The 20,551-nt window shown below is 71.3% G+C and carries 19 protein-coding genes; 15 read left to right on the top strand and 4 right to left on the bottom strand.

Annotation, left to right across the window (positions count from 1 at the left end):
- The first annotated feature begins 20 nt into the window (after positions 1 to 20).
- The 6 genes from NYP07_RS16140 to NYP07_RS16115 all read left to right on the top strand — a co-directional run bounded on the left by NYP07_RS16140 (position 21) and on the right by NYP07_RS16115 (position 4,979).
- The gene (locus NYP07_RS16140) at positions 21 to 731 is read left to right on the top strand and encodes a peptidylprolyl isomerase (protein ID WP_268152202.1); all 711 of its coding nucleotides are present in this window, start codon (positions 21 to 23) and stop codon (positions 729 to 731) included.
- A gap of 121 nt (positions 732 to 852) precedes the next feature.
- Positions 853 to 1,746, top strand: coding sequence for an alpha/beta fold hydrolase (locus NYP07_RS16135; RefSeq protein WP_268152200.1), 894 nt, complete (start codon positions 853 to 855; stop codon positions 1,744 to 1,746).
- 19 nt (positions 1,747 to 1,765) lie between these two features.
- Positions 1,766 to 2,809, top strand: a complete 1,044-nt coding sequence (locus NYP07_RS16130) for a sensor histidine kinase (protein ID WP_268152198.1) — start codon at positions 1,766 to 1,768, stop codon at positions 2,807 to 2,809.
- Positions 2,806 to 3,528, top strand: a complete 723-nt coding sequence (locus NYP07_RS16125) for a LytR/AlgR family response regulator transcription factor (protein WP_268152196.1) — start codon at positions 2,806 to 2,808, stop codon at positions 3,526 to 3,528. Before NYP07_RS16130 ends, NYP07_RS16125 begins: the two co-directional genes overlap by 4 nt.
- A gap of 12 nt (positions 3,529 to 3,540) precedes the next feature.
- Positions 3,541 to 4,662: a 6-phosphofructokinase gene (locus NYP07_RS16120; protein WP_268152194.1), complete on the top strand. Its 1,122-nt coding sequence runs from the start codon at positions 3,541 to 3,543 to the stop codon at positions 4,660 to 4,662.
- 128 nt (positions 4,663 to 4,790) lie between these two features.
- Complete coding sequence (locus tag NYP07_RS16115; RefSeq protein ID WP_268152192.1) at positions 4,791 to 4,979, top strand: hypothetical protein; 189 nt, start codon at positions 4,791 to 4,793, stop codon at positions 4,977 to 4,979.
- 25 nt (positions 4,980 to 5,004) lie between these two features.
- On the opposite strand, the gene recG is transcribed toward NYP07_RS16115, so the two are convergent.
- A complete protein-coding gene (gene recG, locus NYP07_RS16110) occupies positions 5,005 to 7,047 on the bottom strand; it encodes an ATP-dependent DNA helicase RecG (RefSeq protein WP_268152190.1) in 2,043 nt (680 codons plus the stop codon).
- Between the two features lie 79 nt (positions 7,048 to 7,126).
- Here recG and NYP07_RS16105 point away from each other — a divergent pair, with 79 nt between their 5' ends.
- From NYP07_RS16105 to NYP07_RS16095, 3 genes are all read left to right on the top strand, one after another.
- The gene (locus NYP07_RS16105) at positions 7,127 to 7,501 is read left to right on the top strand and encodes a COG4315 family predicted lipoprotein (protein WP_268152188.1); all 375 of its coding nucleotides are present in this window, start codon (positions 7,127 to 7,129) and stop codon (positions 7,499 to 7,501) included.
- 242 nt (positions 7,502 to 7,743) lie between these two features.
- Positions 7,744 to 8,256 (top strand): RNA polymerase sigma factor, encoded by a 513-nt coding sequence (locus tag NYP07_RS16100; protein ID WP_268152186.1) that lies wholly within the window; start codon positions 7,744 to 7,746, stop codon positions 8,254 to 8,256.
- Positions 8,253 to 9,098 (top strand): anti-sigma factor family protein, encoded by an 846-nt coding sequence (locus NYP07_RS16095; RefSeq protein WP_268152184.1) that lies wholly within the window; start codon positions 8,253 to 8,255, stop codon positions 9,096 to 9,098. The genes NYP07_RS16100 and NYP07_RS16095 overlap by 4 nt, the downstream gene beginning before the upstream one ends.
- Here the strand turns inward: NYP07_RS16095 and NYP07_RS16090 are convergent.
- Both NYP07_RS16090 and NYP07_RS16085 read right to left on the bottom strand, forming a co-directional pair.
- The gene (locus NYP07_RS16090) at positions 9,095 to 9,847 is read right to left on the bottom strand and encodes a substrate-binding periplasmic protein (RefSeq protein WP_268152182.1); all 753 of its coding nucleotides are present in this window, start codon (positions 9,845 to 9,847) and stop codon (positions 9,095 to 9,097) included. The genes NYP07_RS16095 and NYP07_RS16090 overlap by 4 nt on opposite strands.
- A gap of 68 nt (positions 9,848 to 9,915) precedes the next feature.
- Positions 9,916 to 10,374 carry a hypothetical protein gene (locus NYP07_RS16085; protein ID WP_268152180.1) on the bottom strand — a complete coding sequence of 153 codons (459 nt, stop codon included), beginning with the start codon at positions 10,372 to 10,374 and terminating at the stop codon, positions 9,916 to 9,918.
- A gap of 62 nt (positions 10,375 to 10,436) precedes the next feature.
- Between NYP07_RS16085 and queA the strand changes: the two genes are divergently transcribed.
- The 6 genes from queA to NYP07_RS16055 are packed head-to-tail and all read left to right on the top strand — an operon-like array spanning position 10,437 to position 18,508.
- Complete coding sequence (gene queA / locus NYP07_RS16080; RefSeq protein WP_268152178.1) at positions 10,437 to 11,486, top strand: tRNA preQ1(34) S-adenosylmethionine ribosyltransferase-isomerase QueA; 1,050 nt, start codon at positions 10,437 to 10,439, stop codon at positions 11,484 to 11,486.
- A gap of 26 nt (positions 11,487 to 11,512) precedes the next feature.
- A complete protein-coding gene (gene tgt, locus NYP07_RS16075; RefSeq protein WP_268152176.1) occupies positions 11,513 to 12,640 on the top strand; it encodes a tRNA guanosine(34) transglycosylase Tgt in 1,128 nt (375 codons plus the stop codon).
- A 56-nt stretch (positions 12,641 to 12,696) separates the two neighbouring features.
- On the top strand, positions 12,697 to 14,574 hold the full coding sequence (locus NYP07_RS16070) for a site-specific DNA-methyltransferase (RefSeq protein ID WP_268152174.1): 1,878 nt from the start codon (positions 12,697 to 12,699) through the stop codon (positions 14,572 to 14,574).
- Positions 14,575 to 14,578: 4 nt separating this feature from the next.
- The gene (locus NYP07_RS16065) at positions 14,579 to 14,974 is read left to right on the top strand and encodes an HI0074 family nucleotidyltransferase substrate-binding subunit (RefSeq protein ID WP_268152172.1); all 396 of its coding nucleotides are present in this window, start codon (positions 14,579 to 14,581) and stop codon (positions 14,972 to 14,974) included.
- Positions 14,967 to 17,996, top strand: a complete 3,030-nt coding sequence (locus NYP07_RS16060; RefSeq protein WP_268152170.1) for a DEAD/DEAH box helicase family protein — start codon at positions 14,967 to 14,969, stop codon at positions 17,994 to 17,996. The genes NYP07_RS16065 and NYP07_RS16060 overlap by 8 nt, the downstream gene beginning before the upstream one ends.
- The gene (locus NYP07_RS16055) at positions 17,993 to 18,508 is read left to right on the top strand and encodes a hypothetical protein (RefSeq protein WP_268152168.1); all 516 of its coding nucleotides are present in this window, start codon (positions 17,993 to 17,995) and stop codon (positions 18,506 to 18,508) included. Before NYP07_RS16060 ends, NYP07_RS16055 begins: the two co-directional genes overlap by 4 nt.
- Here NYP07_RS16055 and NYP07_RS16050 read toward each other — a convergent pair.
- Positions 18,441 to 20,357: an MFS transporter gene (locus NYP07_RS16050; RefSeq protein ID WP_268152166.1), complete on the bottom strand. Its 1,917-nt coding sequence runs from the start codon at positions 20,355 to 20,357 to the stop codon at positions 18,441 to 18,443. The two genes, NYP07_RS16055 and NYP07_RS16050, sit on opposite strands and share 68 nt — an antisense overlap.
- Positions 20,358 to 20,551: the final 194 nt, after the last annotated feature.

The raw sequence follows: 20,551 nt of genomic DNA, 5'->3' as shown, positions 1-20,551 counted from the left end.
GCATGCCAACGGAGTTCGCCATGCGCCTGACTGCCCGAATCACCAGCCTCGTCCTCGCGGTCGGCACGGCGGCCCTGCTGAGCGCCTGCGGCGGCGGCGCCGAGGTCGACATCAGCGGTGGTGGCGGCGGTGGCGGCGGTGGCGGCACGCCCTACCCGCAGCCCAACCCCAACCCGGACCCGCCCACGCTGTCCTGCAGCCAGGCCGGCCTGGCGGCGTCGGCGGCCAGCAAATGGGGCACGGTCTGCATGCTGACCAGCAGCGGCGAGATCGTCGTCGAGCTCTACGACAGCTATGCGCCGCAGACCGTGGCCAACTTCTACAACTATGTCGCCGCCGGCTTCTACACGAACACGCTGATCCACCGCGTCGACCGCGACTTCGTCGTGCAGGGCGGCGGCTACACCAGCGGCATGGTGGCCCGGGCCCCGCTGTACGGGCCCATCAAGCTGGAGAGCAACAACGGCCTGTCCAATCTGCGCGGCACGCTCGCGATGGCCCGCCGCAGCGCCCCCGACTCGGCCACCAGCCAGTTCTTCTTCAACGTGCAGGACAACGCCAGCCTCGACTACCAGAGCGCCAGCAACCCCGGCTATGCGGTCTTCGGCCGCATCATCTCGGGCCTGGCCACGCTGGACGCGATCAACGTCGTGCCGACCTACACCTACAGCCCGACCGACATCGAGCCGCGCACCGAGGTGCTGGTCTACTGGGCGCAGCGGCTGAAGTAGGCACCGCCCGCCCCGGCGGCCCGCCATTCGTCCGCGCGGCGCGCCGCTCGTCATCCAGGCCCGGCGCACGGCCGAGGGCGTCGGCAACATGGCCTCCATCACGAACCTGATGGAGACCTCGATGACCCGCAAGACCTCCCGGGCCGGCCTGTTCGCCGCCGCCGTCGGCATCGCCACCGCCCTCTTTGCCGGCCATGGCCGGGCCGCGCCCGCCGAGTTCCGCGACCTGCGCGTCGAGGTCGTCGGCCAGGGCCGGCCGGTGCTGATGATCCCCGGCCTGAACAGCGCCGCCAGCACCTGGAGCCAGACCTGCACGGCGCTGCAGCCCGGCGTGCAATGCCACATCGTGCAGCTGCCCGGTTTTGCCGGTGCGCCGGCCGTGGCGACGGACAACTTCCTGGGCGGCATGCGCGACCGCCTGCTGGCCTATCTGGAGGAGCGCCAACTCGACCGGCCCGTCGTCATCGGCCACAGCCTGGGCGGCGTGCTGGCCCTGCAGATGGCGGCCGAGAAGCCGGGCCGCATCGAGCGCCTCGTCATCGTCGACGCGCTGCCCTTCCTGGCCGGCCTGCGCGGCCTGAGCCCGGAGGCCGCGCGCGGCGCCGCGGCGGCCATGCGCCAGCAGATGCTGTCCGCCACGCGCGAGCAGTGGGAGGCCGGCACCCGCCAGGGCGCGGGCGGCATGAGCCGCGACCCGGCCCATGCCGAACGCATCGTCGCCTGGGGCCTGGCCAGCGACCGCGCGACGACGGCCCAGGCCATGTCCGAGCTGTGGGCCGAGGACCTGCGCCCGCTGCTGCCGCGCATCGCCGCCCCGACGCTGGTGCTGGGCGCCTGGGCCGCCTTCGAACCCATGGGCTCGACGCTGGACAGCACGCGGCGCATCTTCGAGACCCAGTACGCCGGCCTGAAGGGCGCCAAGGTCGAGATGAGCCAGCGCGGCTACCACTTCCTCATGTGGGACGATGCCGACTGGCTGGTCGGCGAGGTCAAGGGCTTCCTGGCCCGGCGCTGAACGACGGGAGCGGAGGAGCATGAGGACAGGCAGCCGGATCGCCGTGCAGGCGGCGCTGTGGAGCGGCTATGTGGCCGTGTCGCTGGCGATGATCGCGGCCTTCCAGGGCCTGACAGGCTCGATGGTCTTCGTCATGGCCCTCGTCGGCGCCGGGCTGTGGGCCGCCAGCGAGGGCCTGCGCGCGCTGGCCCTGCGCGGCCGCTGGCTGGACCTGCCGCCGCCTGCGCTGCTGCCCCGCCTGCTCTGCACGCCGCCGCTGCTCGCGCTGGGCGTGCAGCTGGCCGTCTACGCCGTGAACTGGGCCGGGCTGGCGGCGGGCCTGCTGCACTTCCCGCCGGGCACGCCCCATGGCATCGGCGTGCTGCTGGGCTACACGATGAACACCGCCATCATGCTGTGGCTGTGGCTGGCGGTCTGGTTCGGCCTCAGCTGGCTGCGGCGCTGGCGCCTGGGCGAGATCGCCAAATGGCAGGCCGAGGCCGCGGCCCGCGCGCTGGAGCTGCAGGTGCTGCGCGCCCAGATCAACCCGCACTTCCTGTTCAACGCGCTGAACAATCTGCGCGCCCTCGTCAACGAAGACCCGGCCCGCGCCCGCGAGATGCTGACCCGCCTGTCCAACACGCTGCGCCACACGCTGCAGCACAGCGCCCGGGAGCGCGTGCCGCTGGCCGACGAACTCGCCGTCGTGCGCGACTATGTCGCGCTGGAGCAGCTGCACCACGAGGAGCGCCTGCGCGTGGACTGGCAGGTCGACCCGGCCGCCATGGCGGCGAGCGTGCCGCCGATGCTGCTGCAGCTGCTGGTGGAGAACGCCATCAAGCACGGCATCGCGCGCACGCCGGGCGGCGGTGTCGTCGATGTCCGCATCGCCCGCGATGGCGAGAAGCTGTCCCTGGCCGTCGGCAACCCGGGCCAGTGGAAGCCCGGCAGCAGCGACGGCACCGGCCTGGGCCTGGCCCACCTGCGCGAACGCCTGGCGCGCGCCGGCGGCGAGGGCGCGGACTGCCGCGTCGATGCGGCGGACGGGCGCGTGCAGGTCAGCGTGGAGATGACGGCGGCATGAGGATCTTCATCGTCGAGGATTCGCGCCTCGCCCGCCAGGAGCTGCGCACGCTGCTGGCCGCCATCCCCGATGCCGACATCGTCGGCGAGGCCGCCGAGCTGGCGCCCGCGCGCGCGGCCATCGACCAGCTGGCGCCCGAGCTGCTGCTGCTGGACGTGGAGCTGCCCGGCGCGACCGGCTTCGACCTGCTGGACCAGCTGGAGCACCTGCCGCTGGTCGTCTTCACGACGGCCTACGACCAGCATGCGCTGGCCGCCTTCGAGCGCAACGCGCTGGACTATCTGCTCAAGCCCATCGCCCCCGAGCGGCTGGAGGCGGCCCTGGCCAAGGCGCGCGGGCGGCTGCGGCCCGCGCCCGCCGCTGCCGCGCCGCCCGCGGCCGTGAAGGGCGCCGACGACATGGTCTTCCTGCGCGACGGCGAACGCTGCTGGTTCGTGCGCCTGGGCGACATCGCCGGCTTCGAGTCCTGCGGCAACTACGCCCAGGCCTGGTTCGACGGCCAGCGCCCCCTCATCAACCGCACGCTGACCGCGCTGGAGGAAAGGCTCGACCCCCAGCTCTTCTTCCGCGCCAGCCGCAGCCACCTGATCAACCTGCGCTGGGTGCAGGGCATCCAGCCCTGGAGCAACGAGGGCTACCGCGTGAGCCTGCGCGACGGCCACCAGGTCGAGGTGTCGCGCCGCCAGGCCAGGCTGCTGCGCGAGCGGCTGGAGCTGTAGCAGACTGCTGCCATGCCCGCCGCCCACGCCCGCCCCATCCGCCGCATCGCCATCAGCACCGGAGGCGGCGACGCGCCGGGCCTGAACGCCGTCATCTGCGCCGTCACGCGGGCCGCGCTGCTGCGCGGCTGGGACTGCGTCGGCATCCGCGACGGCTACGACGGCCTGCTGCGGCCCGAGCGCTACCCGCAGGGCGGCTGCATCGCGCTGACGCGCGAACGCGTCGAAGGCATCGCGAGCCTCGGCGGCACGCTGCTGGGTTCGACGAACCAGGGCGACCCCTTCGCCTTCCCCATGCCCCAGGCCGACGGCAGCGTTCAGCTGCAGGACCGCTCCCAGGACCTGCTGGACGCGCTGGCCCGCGAGGGCATCGACGCCCTCGTGGCCGTCGGCGGCGACGGCTCGCTCGCCATCGCCCACCGGCTGGCCCGGCGCGGCCTGCGCGTCGTCGGCGTGCCCAAGACCATCGACAACGACCTGGACGGCACCGTCACGACCTTCGGCTTCGACACCGCCGTCGGCTTCGCGAGCGAATGCATCGACCGCCTGCACACGACGGCCGCCAGCCACCACCGCGTGCTCGTCGTCGAGGTCATGGGGCGCTACGCCGGCTGGATCGCGCTGCACGCCGGCCTCGCGGGCGGGGCCCACGCCATCCTGCTGCCCGAGCTGCCCTTCGACCTGGCGCCAGTGGCCGAGATGGTCCGGGGCCGCGATGCCAGCGGCCTGGCCTATTCCATCGTCGTCGTCGCCGAGGGCGCCTTTGCCAGGGACGGCGCGCGGGCGCTGCAGGCCGGCGCCGCGGCCGGCCATGCCGAGCGCCTGGGCGGCGTGGGCGAGCAGGTCGGTGCCGCTCTGGCGCGGCTGACGGGCAAGGACGCGCGCTGCGTCGTGCTCGGCCACCTGCTGCGCGGCGGCAGCCCGAGCGCCTTCGACCGCGTGGCGGCGCTGCGCTTCGGCGCCGCGGCCGTGCGTGCGCTGGCGGCGGGCCAGGGCGATGTCATGGTGGCGCTGGACGGCAACGACGTGCGCCCCGTGCCGCTGGCCGATGTGGCCGGCCGCATGAAGAGCGTGCCGCTGGACGGCGACACGCTGGCCACGGCCCGCGAGCTCGGCATCTGCCTGGGCGGCTGACGCGCGCGGCGCGTCGGCCGCCGCTGCGGCCTGGCAGCGCGCTTCGACGCTTCGTCGCGCGCCGGATGACGGCGCTGCCGGCGGCGGCGAAGATGCGCGCCTCTCCAACCTTGACTTCGAGAACCCGAATGAACCGTGCCATCGCCTTCGCCGCCGCCCTGGCTGCCGCCGCCCTGCTCAGCGCCTGCGTCTTCGCGCCGCCGGTGACGACCTCCAGCGACTCCGCCTCCATCACGCGGATGAGCGAGCAGGCCGTCGCCACCTGCGGCGCCGGCAATGTGAAGGAGGTCAACGCGAAGAGCTACAGCTGCAAGTGAGGCCGGGGCCGCCGCTGCACAGGCCCTATGCCTTCAGGAACTCCGCCTTGGTCCCGAGCCAGCGGGCCACCTGGCGGCGTGCCGCCTCGGGATGCGCGTCCAGCAGCCGCGGCGCCAGCGCGCGCGCGGCGACGAGCAGCGGCGCGTCCTCCTGCAGGTCGGCGAAGCGCAGCAGCTCGGCGCCACTCTGGCGCGAACCCATGAACTCGCCGGGGCCGCGGATGTCGAGGTCGCGGCGCGCGATCTCGAAGCCGTCGGTCGTCTCGGCCATGGCCTTGAGCCGCGCCTTGCCGGTGTCGGACAGCGGCGGGCTGTAGATCAGCACGCAGACGCTCGCCTTCGCGCCGCGGCCGACGCGCCCGCGCAGCTGGTGCAGCTGCGCCAGGCCGAAGCGCTCGGCATGCTCGATGACCATCAGGCTGGCATTGGGCACGTCCACGCCCACCTCGATGACGGTGGTGGCCACCAGCACGCTCATCCGCCCGCCGGAGAACTGCGCCATCACGGCCGCCTTGTCGCCGGGCGACATGCGGCCGTGCAGCAGGCCCACGCTCGCGCCGGGCAGGGCCGCGCTCAGCTCCGCGTGCGTCTCGGTCGCGTTGCGCAGGTCCACCGCCTCGCTCTCCTCGACCAGCGGGCAGACCCAGTAGACCTGGGCGCCGTCCGCCACCGCGCCGCGGATCTTGTCGACGACGTCGTGGCGCTTGGACTCGGTGAACACCTTGGTCACGATGGGGCTGCGGCCGGGCGGCAGCTCGTCGATGGTGGACACGTCCAGGTCGGCGAAGTAGGTCATCGCCAAGGTGCGCGGGATGGGCGTGGCGCTCATCATCAGCAGATGAGGTTCGAGGTCCATGGCCTTCAGCTTGTTCCTCAAGGCGAGGCGCTGGGCCACGCCGAAGCGGTGCTGCTCGTCGATGATGGCCAGGCCCAGCTTTGCGAAGCGCACCTTGTCCTCGATGACGGCATGCGTGCCGATGACGAGCCGCGCCTCGCCCGAGGCCGCCGCGTCCAGCATCTTCTGCCGCGCCTTGCCCTTCACGCTGCCGGTGATCCAGGCGACCTGGAGCCCCAGCGGCTCCAGCCAGCCGACGAGCTTGCGGAAATGCTGCTCGGCCAGGATCTCGGTCGGCGCCATCAGCGCGCATTGCCAGCCGGCATCGATGGCGACGGCGGCGGCCAGCGCGGCCACGACGGTCTTGCCCGAGCCGACGTCGCCCTGCAGCAGCCGGTGCATCGGCCGGGGCCGTGCCAGGTCTTGCGCAATCTCCTCGGCCACGCGCTGCTGAGCGCCGGTCAGCCGGAAGGGCAGGGCCGCCAGCAGCTGCTCGTGCAGGCCGCCGGGGCCGGGCCGCAGCGCCGGCGCCTCCAGCAGCGCGCGCTCGCGCTGGGCCTGCAGCTGCGACAGCTGCTGGGCCAGCAGTTCCTCGAACTTGAGCCGCTGCCAGGCCGGGTGGCTGTGGTCTTCCAGCGCGGCCAGCGAGGCGCTGGGCGGCGGGTGGTGCAGACAGGTCAGCGCGTCCTTCAGGCTGGGCAGGCCGCGCGGCACGACGCCGGCCGGCAGGATCTCGCGCAGGTCGGCCCGCGCCAGGCCCGAGGCCACGGCCTTGCGCAGATAGGCCTGGGGCAGCTGGGCCGAGGCCGGGTAGACCGGCGTCAGCGCCTGGGCCAGCGGCGTGCCCTCGTCGACGACCTTGACGACGGGGTGGACCATCTCGCGACCGAAGAAGCCGATGCGCGGCTCGCCGCGCAGCCGCAGCCGCACGCCCACCGCCATCTGCTTCTGCTGAGACGGGTAGAAGTGCAGGAATCTCAGCAGCAGCGCGCCGGATTCGTCCTTCACGCGCACCAGCAACTGGCGGCGGCTGCGCAGCTCGATCTGGCAGTCGACGACGACGCCCTCGACCTGTGCCGGCTCGTTGTCCTGCAGCGCGGCGATGGGCGTGATGCGCGTCTCGTCCTCATAACGCAGCGGCAGGTGCAGCGCGAGGTCGATGTCGCGCACCAGGCCGAGCTTCTCCATCGCTTTCTGCGGCGCGGATTTGGGCTTGTCCGGGGGCATGGTCATGGCCGCGATTCTGGCGGCATGGAATAGTTGGCGGCCCCCGCGTGTTTACCGTCATGTCCATCCACTTCGAGAGCCCGACATGAAACCCCACCTGCCGGCCTGCGCGGCCGCCCTGCTGCTCGCCACCGCCTGCGCGTCCACGCCGCCCGCGCCCGCCACCGCGACCGATGGCGTCCTCGTCGGCGCCAACGGCATGACGCTCTACACCTTCGACAAGGACGCCGCCGGCAGCGGCAAGAGCGTCTGCAGCGGCCCCTGCGCCGCCAACTGGCCGCCGCTGCCCGCAGCCGCCGGCGCCACCGCCAGCGGCGCATGGAGCGTCGTCACGCGCGACGACGGCGGCCGCCAATGGGCCTACAAGGGCAAGCCGCTCTACTTCTGGGCCAGGGACCAGAAGCCCGGCGACCGCACGGGCGACGGCTTCAACAAGGTCTGGCAGCTCGCCCGGCCCTGAACATGAACCCCTCGCCCGGTCTTGCTCCGCTGGACGCGGGAATTCCCAGTCGGTCTTGCAGACCGCGCAGCCGACAGCGCGGCTGCTCCTCGGCAGGCACGGCCAGTCCACAGGACTCGCCGTGTCCAGCCTCGGCCCCCGCGGGGGCAGCGATGCTTGGCGGCTCGACCGCCAAGCACATCGCCTGCGCGGGCCGGCTTGGGAGCGGCCCGGCGCTCGGCCCGCAATAGTCGAGCTCCGCCGTGGCCGTCGAACAGCTGCTCGCCCACATCCCGGCCCTGCGCCGGTATGCGAGGCTGCTCACCGGCGACGCGACGCAGGCCGACGACCTCGTGCAGGACACGCTGGAACGGGCCTGCCGCAAATGGAGCCTGTGGCGGCCCGGCACGGCCCTGCGGCCCTGGCTGCTGTCCATCATGCACAACCTGCACGTCAACTTGCTGCGCGACTGGCATCTCGACGACGGCCACGCGACGCTGGACGATCTGCACGAGCTGCCCGATCCGGCCGCGCCGGCCGGCGAGCGCCTGGACCTGGAGCGCGCCCTCGCCGCGCTGCCGCCGGGCCAGCGCGCGGTCATGCTGCTCGTCGCCGTCGAGGAGTACACCTATGCCGAGGCCGCCGGCATCCTGGACCTGCCCATAGGCACCGTCATGTCGCGCCTGCACCGCGGGCGCGAGGCCCTGCGCCTGCGCCTGACGCCGCCCGTCCGCAGCGGCGCCCAGATCGTGAACCTGGCACGGATGAAGCGATGAGCCAGCCCACCTCCCCCACCGAAGCCGCGCCGTCCGCCGAGGAAGCGCGTCTGCATGCCTTCGTCGACGACCAGCTGTCGCCCGAGGAGCGCGTGGCCGTGCTCGAACAGCTGGCCGCCGACCCCGAGGCCGCCGCCCGCGTCGCCCAGTGGAAGGAGCAGCGCCAGGCCGTGCGCGCGCTGGCCCGCGACTGGCCGCTGGACGAGACGCCGGCCGACCTCGGCAACATCGTGCTGCGCGCCGCCGCGGCCCGCCGCTGGCGCGCCGTGCTGCCCCAGGCCCTGGCCGCCGGCCTGCTGCTGGCCCTGGGGCTGGGCGGCGGCTACCAATGGGGGCGGCACGACGCCGGCATGCCGGCCATGCCCGTCGCGGCGCCGACCGACCGCGCCGCCAGCGTGCCCGAGTTCGCCCGCGAGGCCGGCGTGGCCTTCGCCGTCTACAGCAGCGAGAAGCGCCATCCCGTGGAGGTGTCGGCCGTCGAGCAGGCCCACCTCGTGCAGTGGCTCAGCAAGCGCCTGGGCCGGCCGCTGAAGGTGCCGGTGCTGACCGAGCGCGGCTATGCCCTGCTCGGCGGCCGCCTGCTGCCCGGCGACGCCAGCCAGCCCGGCAGCCCGCGTGCCCAGTTCATGTACGAGAACGCCGACGGCGACCGGCTGACCCTCTATGTGGCCGTCTTCGCGCCCGGCACCACGCCGGCGGGCGCCGAGTTCCGCCTGCTGCGGCAGGACGGCCGCACGACGCTCTACTGGGCCGACGGCGACTTCGGCTATGCCCTCAGCGCCCAGCCCTCGGTCGAGCTGCAGCCGCTGGCGCAGCGGGTGCATCAACAGCTCACGGGCTAGCGGAAATAGCGCTGCCGCAGCTTGTCGTAGCGGCCGTCGCGCTTGATCGCGTCGAGCTCGGCCTGCAGCCGCCGCACCAGCGCCGGCTCGGCCTCGTGGTGCAGGCCGTACCAGTAGGACTTGGCCACGTCCAGCGCCATGACGGGCTGCAGCGTCGCGTAGGGCAGCTGCAGCTGGCGCATCGCCCAGGCGGCGGCCCAGTCCAGCAGCGTGACGAACTCCATGCGGCCGGCCAGCAGCTTGCGGACGTTGGTGGCGTCGTCCAGGCCCTGTTCGAGCTGGACGCCGGGGCGCAGGCCGGCGGCCTGCAGCTGGCGGTCGGCGGCGGAGTCGCGCACGACGCCGATGCGGGCGCAGCCGAGCTCGGGGAGCTGGGCGAGCTTCAGGTCGGGGCGGCTGGCCAGCCTGTAGACCAGCACGCGCCGCTGCGCGATCGGGCCGACCCACTGGAACTGCGCCTCCCGCTCCGGCGTGCGCGTCAGCGAGAACAGCGCGCTGCCCGGCCGGGCCTCGGCCTGCTGCACGGCGCGCTGCCAGGGCAGCACCTGCAGCTGCAGCGGCAGGCCGGCGCCGGCCGCCATCAGCTTCAGCAGCTCGACGCTGAAGCCCTGCGGGCCGGCCTCGTCCTGGTAGTTCAGCGGCGGCAGGTTTTCGGTGAAGCCGAACAGCATGCGCTCCGCCGGGGCGGCAAGGGCCGGGAGGCGCATGCCGGCCAGGGCGGCCAGCGCGAGACAGGAACGACGCTTCACGGGGCGGATTCTGGACCGTCGTCGCGCGCCGGCCGCTGCGGCCGCGGCTTTGACCCCAGGCGCCCGAATCAGCCCGGTGTCGGCACGCCGGCCATGCGGTCGAAGGCGATGAAGAACTGGCGGGCCAGCGCGAGCAGCTGGCCCTGGCTCAGCTCTGCCGCGGGCCGGTAGTCGGCGATGCGCGGCGCGAGCTGCGGCCGCTGGGCCTCGACGTAATGCTTGAACTGGCCGATGACGGGATGCGAGCCGGTCACCAGCACCTCGCGGGTGTCCTGCAGGGCCTGGCAGACCGCCTCGAACAGTGCCTGTTCTCCGGCGTGCCGGGCGTCGGCGTGCGCGCGGCGGTGGTGGGGCTCGATGCGGGCGGCATGGACCTGGTGCGCATCGAAATGCAGCACCTGGGCATGGTGGTGGTCGAGGTGGACGGCGGCGTGGAACATCAGCTTCTCCGAGGTTGCCGGGGGTTCGCCGAACCCCACGGCGGCATGCTCCTGCCGCCGCCCGGGCGCGTCCTTGAGATGGGTCAAGGCGGCGCGATGGGACAATGCCGCCCCTTTGGCACGGGTCTGTCCGGCCCTCAAGCGCGCCCATGAGTTCCTCTTTGCCGCCGGCCCATTCGGTCGCCGATTTCGATTTCGACCTGCCCCCCGAGCTGATCGCCCAGCATCCCGCGGCCGAGCGCAGCGCCTCGCGCCTGCTGGACGCGGCCGGCACCGAGGCCGTGGACCGGGTCTTCCGCGAGCTGCCCGAGCTGCTCGCGCCCGGCGACCTGCTGGTCTTCAACAACACCCGCGTCATCAAGGCCCGCCTGTTCGGCGTGAAGGCCACCGGCGGCGCGGTGGAAGCCCTGGTCGAGCGCGTGCTGCCCGGCACGCAGGAGGTGTGGATGCATCTGCGCGCCAGCAAGAGCCCCAGGCCCGGCAGCCGGGTGCGCTTCGCCGACGCCTTCGACGCCGAGGTGCTGGGCCGCTGCGGGCCGGACAACGGCCTCTTCCACCTGCGCTTCGCCGGCGACCCCTTCGCGCTGCTGGAGTCCCACGGCCATGTGCCGCTGCCGCCCTATATCGCCCATGCCGACGGGGCCGACGACGAGCGCCGCTACCAGACCGTCTTCGCGAAGGAGCCGGGTGCCGTCGCCGCGCCGACGGCGGCCCTGCATTTCGACGCGGCCCTGCTGGTGCGGCTGGCCGCGCGCGGCGTGGCGCAGGCGCATGTGACCCTGCACGTCGGCGCCGGCACCTTCCAGCCGGTGCGCGTGCAGACGCTGGCCGAGCACAAGATGCACAGCGAGTGGTTCGACGTGCCACAAGCGACGGTGGACGCCGTGGCGGCCTGCCGCGCGCGCGGCGGCCGGGTCGTCGCCGTCGGCACGACGACGCTGCGCGCGCTGGAGTCCGCGGCGCGCGGCGGCCAGCTGCAGGCGGGCGCCCGCGAGACCGACATCTTCATCACGCCGGGCTTCGAGTTCCGCGTCGTCGACCGCCTCGTCACCAACTTCCACCTGCCCCGCAGCACGCTGATGATGCTGGTCAGCGCGTTCGCGGGCCATGAGCTGGTCATGGCGCTCTACGGCCACGCCATCGGCGAGCGCTACCGCTTCTTCAGCTATGGAGACGCGATGCTGCTCGCGCGCACCTGACCCTCGGCTGCAACAATTCGACCCCCATGCTGAAGTTCGACCTCCTCAAGACCGAAGGCCGCGCGCGCCGCGGCACGCTGACGCTCAACCACGGCGTCGTGCAGACGCCCATCTTCATGCCCGTGGGCACCTATGGCACGGTCAAGGGCGTCACGCCGCGCTCGCTGGAGGCCATGGGCGCGCAGATCATCCTCGGCAACACCTTCCACCTGTGGATGCGGCCGGGCCTGGACGTCATCCGGCAGTTCGGCGGCCTGCACCGCTTCGAGAGCTGGAACAAGCCCATCCTGACCGACTCCGGCGGCTTCCAGGTCTGGAGCCTGGGCGACATGCGCAAGATCAGCGAGGAGGGCGTCAAGTTCGCGTCGCCGGTCAACGGCGACAAGCTGTTCCTGACGCCCGAGATCAGCATGCAGATCCAGACGACGCTGAACAGCGACATCGTCATGCAGTTCGACGAATGCACGCCCTACGAGAGCAAGGGCAAGCTGACGACCGAGCGCGAGGCGCAGCAGTCCATGGAGATGTCGCTGCGCTGGGCACGGCGCTGCATCACCGAGTTCGAGCGCCTGCAGAACCCCAATGCGCTGTTCGGCATCGTGCAGGGCGGCATGTACACCCAGCTGCGCGACGCCTCGCTGGCCGGCCTGGCCGAGCTGGAGCTGCCGGGCTATGCCATCGGCGGCCTGTCGGTGGGCGAGCCCAAGGCCGAGATGCAGCGCATCCTGGAGCACACCGGCCACCGGCTGCCGGCCCACAAGCCGCGCTACCTGATGGGCGTGGGCACGCCGGAAGATTTGGTGGAAGGCGTCAGCCAGGGCATCGACATGTTCGACTGCGTCATGCCCACGCGCAACGCGCGCAACGGCCATCTGTTCACGCGCTTCGGCGACCTGCGGCTGCGCAACGCCCGCTACAAGGCCGACGAGCGGCCGGTGGACGAGACCTGCCGCTGCGAGTGCTGCAGCGGCTTCAGCCGCGCCTATCTGCACCACCTCGACCGCTGCGGCGAGATGCTCGGCCCGATGCTGACCAGCATCCACAACCTGCACTACTACCTGAACCTGATGCGGGAGATGCGCGACGCGCTGGACGCCGGCGGCTTCGAGGCCTGGCGGGCGCAGTTCCGGGCCGACCGGGCGCGCGGGGTCTGAGCGGCCAAGCGGCTAGCATCGCTGGCCCGGCTGCCCACCAGTGCATTGCGACCCCCATGCCCGAAATCGTCTTCAAAGGCAAAGAGTACGTCTACAACCACCACCTGGGCGTGCCCTACCGGCCGCTGGTGGCCGATGCGGCCAAGGGCGTCGGCGCGCCGGACCTGAGCGGCAACCTCGTCATCCACGGCGACAACCTGCAGGCGCTCAAGAGCCTGCTGCCGCGCTACGCCGGCGCGGTGGACCTGATCTTCATCGACCCGCCCTACAACACCGGCAACGAGGGCTGGTGCTACAGCGACGGCGTCAACTCGCCCATCATGAAGGAGTGGCTCTCCACCAACCCGGTGGACGGCGAGGACCTGCTGCGCCACGACAAATGGCTGTGCATGATGTGGCCGCGGCTGACGCTGCTGCGGGAACTGCTCAGCGAGCGCGGCTCGATCTGGATCACGCTGGATGACAACGAGGTCCATCGGGCGCGGATGGTGTTGGATGAGTTGTTTGGGGAGGAGAACTTCATCGCGACGTGCATCTGGCACAAGATGGACAGCCCGAAGAACACGGCTGAGCACTTCAGCGTGGATCACGACTATGTATTGATCTACGCAAAGGACGCTGCGCAGTGGAGCCTTAATCTCCTTCCACGCACCGAAGGGATGCTTGCGAGGTACCAGAACCCCGACAACGATCCGCGTGGCCCGTGGTTGCTGAGCGATCTCGATGCGCGTAACGCCTATTCCAAAGGCTTGTACCCAATCACTACGCCGACCGGCCGTGTTATCGATGGCCCGCCGAAGGGGAAGTATTGGCGGATCAGCAAAGAGAAGTTCGACGAGATGAATGCGGACAACCGCATTTGGTGGGGCACTGACGGCAACGCGGCGCCGAACATCAAGCGGTTCTTAAGTGAGGTCAAAGACGGCGTAGTTCCGCAAACCATCTGGCCTTGGCAAATCGTAGGCAGCACACGCAACGCCAAGACGGAGCTTCTCAATTTGCTCTCCAGTGGCCTTGAGCACGAGATATTCGTTACGCCCAAACCCACTGCACTTGTTGAGCGCGTCCTTGAAATCGGCGCGGCACCCGATTCCCTCATCCTCGACTCCTTCGCCGGCTCCGGCACCACGGCCCACGCCGTGCTGAAGGCCAATGCCAGGGACGGCGGCACGCGCCGCTTCATCCTCGTCGAAGGCGAGGACTATGCCGACACGCTGACCGCCGAGCGCGTGCGCCGCGCGATCAGGGGCTATGCCTGGAGCGGCACGCAGCGCGAGACGCTGATGGAAGAAAAGATCACGCTGACGCAGTTCAAGAAGGCCGCCGAGTGGCTGGCCAGGGTGGACGCGATCAAGCGGGCCGAAGGGCTGGGCGACGACGATGGCGCGCAGGCCTCGCTCGATGCCGCCACCCCGGTGAAGCGCAAGCGCTTCGACAAGATCGAGGTCAAGGTGGACGAGGGCGTGCTGCGCGTGGAGGGCGTGCGCCGCATCAGCGAGATGGCGCCGGGCCTGGGCGGCGGCTTCACCTACTGCACGCTGGGCGATGCGGTGGAGCTGGAGAAGCTGCTCAGCGGCGAGCACCTGCCCGGGCGCGAGGCGCTGGGGGCCTGGCTGTTCTACACGGCCACCGGCGCCACGCTGCCGCCAGCGCCCAAGGGCGCGCCCCCGCATTACCTGGGCGAGGCGCTGGACCGGCATGTGTGGCTGGTCTACGAGCCGGCGCTCGGCTTCCTGAAGAGCCCGGCCGCCGCGCTGACGCTGAGCCTGGCCGAGAGCCTGCAGGCCTGGGGCCGCGAGCATGACGCGGCGCGGGGCCAGGCGCCCAAGGGCCACCTGGTGTTCGCGCCGGCCAAGTACCTGAGCAACCAGCAGCTCAAGGAGCATGGCGTGGACTACGCGCCGCTGCCGTTTGCGCTGTACCGGGAGGCCTGAGGCCATGGATGCACGCTTTGCGCTGGCGCTGCAGCATTTCGAGCAGGCGCTGGCCACCTTGCAGGAGGCGCTGGCGCTGCCTGAGGACCCGTTCATCCGTGACTCGGTGATCATGCGCTTCACCTACGCCTTCGAGGCGGGCTGGAAGGCGGGCTACCGCTGGCTGAGCGCGCGCGGGCTGGATGTGGACGAGGGCGCGTTCGAGGTGATCCCGGAGCTGTTCAAGCGCCGGCTCATCACCGACGCCCAGGCCTGGGGCGAGCTGCGCAAGATGCGCAACCGCACCGCCCACACCTATGACGAGGCCGTGGCGCGCCTGGTGGCCGCGTTTGCGCGGACGCAGGCGCTGCCGCTGCTGCAGGCCTTGCGTGACGAGCTGAAGGCGCGCGCCGATGACTGATGCGGGCCTGACTTCCTCGCCGCGGCCGGCGGGCGGGCATGGCATCGCGCCGGGCGCCGTGGCCGACATCGTGGCCCTGTGCGAACGCACGCCCGGGCTGGAGCGTCTGTGGCTGTTCGGCTCGCGCGCCTTGGGCACCCACCGGGAGCGCTCGGACATCGACCTCGCGGTGGATGCGCCGGGCTGGAGCGCGGCCGAGGCGCTGCGCTTTGTCGACGCGCTCAAGGCCCTGCCGGCGGTCTATCCGGTCGACGCGGTGTGGTGGCAGGGGGAGCTGGGCGAGTCGTTCCGCCAGCAGATCGCCGCTGCCCGGCGGGTGCTCTGGCAGCCCGCGGCGCTGGCGGCACCGGCGCGCGTGCGCGGCGCGGGCGTGGAGCTCAAGAAGTTCCAGGAAACCGTGCTCACGCAGCTGGCGCTCTATCTGGCCGAGCTGGGGCGCCATGCCCAGGCGGCCGAGCGCACGACGGCGGCGCTGCGCGTGGCCGAGGAGCCGCCCGACTCGGAGCTGATGCGCGCGGCGCTGGACTTTCCCGCCAAGGCCTGGCGCAGCCTCAGGCAGCTGGGCGCATTGCCCGAGGCGTTTGCCGCGCAGTCGCATTCCAGCCGCTTCGATGGCGCGGGCCGGCCCATTCCCAATGTCTGCCTGAAGGTGCCCACCGGTGGCGGCAAGACGCTGCTGGCCGCAGCGGGCGTGGGTCAGGTGTTCAGCCACTGGTTCAAGCGCCACACGGGCCTGGTGCTGTGGGTGGTGCCCAACGAGGCGATCTACCAGCAGACGCTGAAGACCCTGGGCGACCGCGACCATCCCTACCGTCAGCTGCTCAACGTGGCCGGCGCGGGTCGGGTGAAGATCCTGGAGAAGACCGCGCCGCTGACGCGCCAGGACGTCGACGGCCACCTGTGTGTGATGGTGCTGATGCTGGCCAGTGCGGCGCGGCAGAGCAAGGAGACGCTGAGGTTCTTCCGCGACCGGGGCAATGTGCTGGGCTTTCTGCCGCGCGAGGATGACCTGCCGGCGCATTTCGAGCTGCTGCGCGAGGTGCCGAACCTGGACGTGTATGCACCCTTTGGCGCCACCCAGGAGGAGGCGCGCGCGCAGATGGGCAGCCTCGTGAAGAGCTCGCTGGGCAATGTGGCGCGCATGATCCGGCCGATGGTGGTCATCGATGAAGGCCACCATGGCTATACCGAGAACGCGCTGAAGACGCTGGACGGCTTCAACCCGGGCTTCCTGCTGGAGCTGTCGGCGACGCCCCGCGTGGCATCGGCCAAGGGTTCGGGCTCCAACATCCTGGTGGATGTGCGCGGCACCGACCTGGACGAGGCGCAGATGATCAAGCTGCCCATCCATGTTGACGTGCAGCACTGGAGCGACTGGCAGGCCTGCCTGGCGGCGGCGGTGCAGCGGCTGGATGGCCTGCAGCGCGAGGCGGACGTACTGCGGGGCGAGACGGCGCGCTATGTCCGCCCCATCCTGCTCGTGCAGGTGGAGCGCACGGGGGGCGATGCGCTGGACGCCGGTTTCATCCACGCCGAGCACGCGCGGGCCTTCCTGCTGCAGCTGGGCTTGAGCGAGCGGCAGATCGCGGTGAAGACCTCGGAGAAGAACGAGCTGGCCTCGCCCGAGAACATCGACCTGCTCAGCCCGCAGTGCGAGGTGCGCGCCATCATCACCAAGCAGGCGCTGCAGGAGGGCTGGGACTGCCCGTTTGCCTATGTGCTGTGCGCGCTGGCGGCGGGCCGAAACATCAGCGCCATGACTCAGCTGGTGGGCCGCATCCTGCGCCAGCCGCAGGCGGTGAAGACCGGCCGCGAGGCGCTGGATGCCTGCTATGTGCTTTGCCACGACGCGAAGACGGCCGAGGTGGTGAAGGCCATCCGGGCGTCGCTGGAGGGCGAGGGCATGGGTGATCTGGCCGTGACGGTGAGCGGCGGCGGGGGCGAGACGCCGGAGCGGCGCACGGTGCGGCAGCAGCGTCGCGAGCCGTTCCGGTCGCTGCGCATCTTCCTGCCGCGCGTGACCTGGGCCGAGCCAGGCCGGCCGCGCCGCGAGCTGGCCTACGAGAGTGACGTGCTGGCGCAGATCGACTGGGCGGGCTTCGACGCCGCGAGGCTGGTCGACGCTTGGGCGCCCAACCGCGAGGCGGTGCTGGGCGAACGCTTCGACGTGGGCCTGGAAATCCTGCAGCGACACGGCCTGGCGCGCCCGTCGGGCGTGGTGGCCGACGCCGCCGGCAGGCTGGACCGCAGCCGGCTGGTGCGCGCGCTGCTGGACATCGTGCCCAATGCCTGGCTGCTGTGGGACTGGGTGAATGCGGCGGTGCTCGCCCTGCTGGCGCGCGGCCAGTCGGAGATGCAGTTGGCGGCCAGCAGTGCCTCGCTGATCGAGCATCTGCGGCGGACGCTTGAGGCCGAGCGTGACCGCCGTGCGGACGAGGTGTTCGCGAAGGGCGTAGCGCGCGGCTTCATCGAGTTCGCGCTGCGCGCCGACCGGCAGGACTACGAGCTGCCCGAGAGTGTCGAGTTCGAGCAGGGCGGCACACTGCATGCCCTGCTCAACGAGGCGGGGCTGCCGGCAACCAAGTCGCTGCTGGAGCCGGTGTACGAGAGTCCCGACCTCAATGGCTTCGAGGCCCAGTTTGCGGGCTATCTGGACGTCAAGCAGGCGGTGCAGTGGTGGCACCGCAATGTGGCCCGCAGCCAGTACGGCTTGCAGGGCTGGAAGCGCCACAAGGTCTACCCCGACTTCGTGTTTGGCCTGGTCGGCAATGGGCAGGGGCAGCGGCTGGCGCTGATCGAAACCAAGGGTGCGCATCTCGGGGGCAGCGAGGACACGGTCTACAAGCAGCGGCTGCTGGCGAGGTTGGGCGAGGCCTTCCGCGACGAGCGCTGGCAGAGCGTGGGTGACCTGGCCCTCGCGGACCCCGAGGGTCGGACGGTGTTGGCTTGTGATCTGTTGATGGATGCAGGCTGGCGCGGCGCGCTGGAGGCGCGTTGGTTCGCCGATGAGACCGCGCGATGAAAGCCCTGTTCGCCCCGCTGCGCTGGCTGTTCCGCGTCGTCTTCGCGCTGCTCATCCTGTTCGAGGAATGGGGCTGGGAGCCGCTGCGGCGGGCCTTTGCGCTGCTGGCGCGGCTGCCCGTCATCCGCCACTTCGAGGCCCTGCTGCGCCGCCTGCCGCCGCGCTGGGCCTTCGTCGTGCTGCTGCTGCCCAGCCTGTTCATCCTGCCCATCAAGCTGCTGGCCGTGTGGTTCGTCGCCAAGGGGCATGTCGTGTTCGGCATCGGCGTCATCGTGGCGGCCAAGCTGGGCGGCACGGCGCTGCTGGCCTGGCTGTTCCAGCTGATCCAGCCGGCGCTGATGCAGCTGCCCTGGTTCGCCCGCGTCTATGCGCGCTGGACGGGCTGGAAGGCGGAGCTGCTGGCCTGGGTGCGGGCCAGCGCGGCGTGGCGTACGGCGCGCGCGATCAGGCTGCGGGTGAGGCGGCTGTTCCGAGCAGACCGGCCACCTGCAAGCGAAGCGCCTCGGGACTGACCTCGGCCGGCGCCAGCGCGTCGCCGACGTTCAGCGACACCCGGCTCCAGAAGCCGCGCCGCAGCGGCTTCACCATCGCCCGGCCGCCCTCGACGCGCGAGAAATAGCTGCCCCAGAGATTGCCCAGCGCCATCGGGATGACAGGCATCTCGGGCAACCCCTCGACGAGCTTCATGACGCCGCCCCTGAAGGGCTGCAGCGCGCCGTCCCGCGTGATGCCGCCCTCGGGGAAGATGCAGACCATCTCGCCGTCCTCCAGCACCGCGCGGGCGGCCTCGAAGGCGGCTTCGTAGGTGGCGGGGTCGTCTTTCTGCGGCGCGACGGGGATGGCCTTGGCGAGGCGGAACAGCCAGCCCAGCACCGGCATGCGGAAGATCTGGTGGTCCATCAGGAAGCGGATGGGCCGGGGGCTCGCGGCCATCAGCAGCACGGCGTCGACGAAGCTGACGTGGTTGCAGACGAGCACGGCCGGGCCGCTCGTCGGCAGGCGCTCGTCGTGATGGATGCGGAAGCGGTAGACCAGGCGGGTCAGCAAGAAGGCGACGAAGCGCAGCAGGTACTCGGGCACGATCAGGAAGATGTAGGCCGCGACGACCGCGTTGGCGATGCCGAGGGCCAGGAAGACCTGCGGGATGGTCAGCCCGGCGCCCAGCATCGCGCCGGCGATGACGCTGCTGGCGATCATGAAGACCGCGTTCAGGATGTTGTTGGCCGCGATGATGCGGGCGCGGTGCGTGGGCTGGGCGCGCAGCTGGATCAGCGCATACATCGGCACGCTGTACAGGCCCGCGAACAGGGCCAGCGCGCCCAAGTCGGCCAGCACGCGCCAATGCGCGGGCACGGCCAGGAAGGCGCCGACGCCGAGGCTGTCGGCGGGGGGCAGGCCCTTCAGGGTGGACACGGCGAAGTACAAGTCGATGGCGAACACGCTCATGCCGAGGGCGCCCAGCGGCACGAGGCCGATCTCGACATGACGCTTGGACATGACCTCGCACAGCAGCGAGCCGATGCCGATGCCGATGGAGAACACGGCCAGCAGCAGCGACGCGACCTGCGGGCCTCCATGCAGCACCTCCTTGGCGAAGGCCGGGAAGTTGGACAGGAAGACCGCGCCGAAGAACCACATCCACGAGATGCCGAGCAGCGAGCGGAACACGGCCACGCCCTCGTGCGCGAGCCTGAGGTTGCGCCAGGTCTCGGTGACGGGGTTCCAGTTGATGACGAGGCCGGGGTCGGTCGACGGGCTGGCGGGGATGGCCTGGGCGGTCGCGCGGCCGGCGATGGCGAGGGCCAGGCAGGCCCAGGCGACGTGGTGCGGGCCGATGACGGCCTGGTCCACCAGCACGCCGCCGAGCAGCTGGCCGAGCAGGATGGCGACGAAGGTGCCCATCTCCACCATGCCGTTGCCGCCGGTCAGCTCGCGCTCGTTCAGCTGCTGCGGCAGGTAGGCGTATTTGACGGGGCCGAACAGCGTCGAGTGCAGGCCCATCAGGAAGACGCACAGCAGCAGGGCCGGCACGTTGGTCGCGTAGAAGCCCCAGCCGGCGATGGCCATGATGGCGATCTCCAGGCTCTTCACGAGCTGCATCAGCCGGGCCTTGTCGTGCTTGTCGGCCAGCTGGCCGCTGGTGGCCGAGAACAGCACATAGGGCAGGATGAAGAGGGCCGCGATGACCAGGCCCGCGAGCTTGGGCGGCAGCCAGGCCAGCTGCAGCTGGTAGGTGATCATCAGCGTGAACGCGAACTTGAAGACGTTGTCGTTCGCGGCGCCGAGGAACTGCGTCCAGAAGAAGGGCGCGAAGCGGCGCTGGCCGAGCAGGGCGAACTGGTTCGGATGTTCTTGGCTCATGGGCGGGCGGGTGATGGAGGTTCGGATGGGCTCACGCCGGGATGGCCGCGATCTTGCGCGATGCCGCGCGTGTCGGCCTCGGGAATAGTTCCGAGGCGGGCGGCCGAAGTGGCTGCGCGTCGCGAAGACGGCCGGCGACAGGCGCGGGTGCCAGCCCTCGCGCGTGAACAGCGAGGCGCAGTGTCTTCGAGGCG

Source organism: Pelomonas aquatica (genome assembly GCF_026712205.1).
Lineage (GTDB): Bacteria > Pseudomonadota > Gammaproteobacteria > Burkholderiales > Burkholderiaceae_C > Pelomonas > Pelomonas aquatica.
Note: the sequence above shows the minus strand (reverse complement) of the source record. Positions and strands in the feature narration are given on the sequence as shown.

Excerpts from the sequence above, each read along its gene's own strand:
- NYP07_RS16140 (WP_268152202.1), top strand. The coding sequence starts at position 21 with ATGCGCCTGACTGCCCGAATCACCAGCCTCGTCCTCGCGGTCGGCACG.
- NYP07_RS16125 (WP_268152196.1), top strand. The coding sequence starts at position 2,806 with ATGAGGATCTTCATCGTCGAGGATTCGCGCCTCGCCCGCCAGGAGCTG.
- NYP07_RS16070 (WP_268152174.1), top strand. The coding sequence starts at position 12,697 with ATGCCCGAAATCGTCTTCAAAGGCAAAGAGTACGTCTACAACCACCAC.
- NYP07_RS16065 (WP_268152172.1), top strand. The coding sequence starts at position 14,579 with ATGGATGCACGCTTTGCGCTGGCGCTGCAGCATTTCGAGCAGGCGCTG.
- NYP07_RS16060 (WP_268152170.1), top strand. The coding sequence starts at position 14,967 with ATGACTGATGCGGGCCTGACTTCCTCGCCGCGGCCGGCGGGCGGGCAT.
- NYP07_RS16055 (WP_268152168.1), top strand. The coding sequence starts at position 17,993 with ATGAAAGCCCTGTTCGCCCCGCTGCGCTGGCTGTTCCGCGTCGTCTTC.
- NYP07_RS16135 (WP_268152200.1), top strand. The coding sequence starts at position 853 with ATGACCCGCAAGACCTCCCGGGCCGGCCTGTTCGCCGCCGCCGTCGGC.
- NYP07_RS16130 (WP_268152198.1), top strand. The coding sequence starts at position 1,766 with ATGAGGACAGGCAGCCGGATCGCCGTGCAGGCGGCGCTGTGGAGCGGC.
- queA (WP_268152178.1), top strand. The coding sequence starts at position 10,437 with ATGAGTTCCTCTTTGCCGCCGGCCCATTCGGTCGCCGATTTCGATTTC.
- NYP07_RS16105 (WP_268152188.1), top strand. The coding sequence starts at position 7,127 with ATGAAACCCCACCTGCCGGCCTGCGCGGCCGCCCTGCTGCTCGCCACC.
- NYP07_RS16120 (WP_268152194.1), top strand. The coding sequence starts at position 3,541 with ATGCCCGCCGCCCACGCCCGCCCCATCCGCCGCATCGCCATCAGCACC.
- recG (WP_268152190.1), bottom strand. The coding sequence starts at position 7,047 with ATGACCATGCCCCCGGACAAGCCCAAATCCGCGCCGCAGAAAGCGATG.
- tgt (WP_268152176.1), top strand. The coding sequence starts at position 11,513 with ATGCTGAAGTTCGACCTCCTCAAGACCGAAGGCCGCGCGCGCCGCGGC.
- NYP07_RS16050 (WP_268152166.1), bottom strand. The coding sequence starts at position 20,357 with ATGAGCCAAGAACATCCGAACCAGTTCGCCCTGCTCGGCCAGCGCCGC.
- NYP07_RS16115 (WP_268152192.1), top strand. The coding sequence starts at position 4,791 with ATGAACCGTGCCATCGCCTTCGCCGCCGCCCTGGCTGCCGCCGCCCTG.
- NYP07_RS16095 (WP_268152184.1), top strand. The coding sequence starts at position 8,253 with ATGAGCCAGCCCACCTCCCCCACCGAAGCCGCGCCGTCCGCCGAGGAA.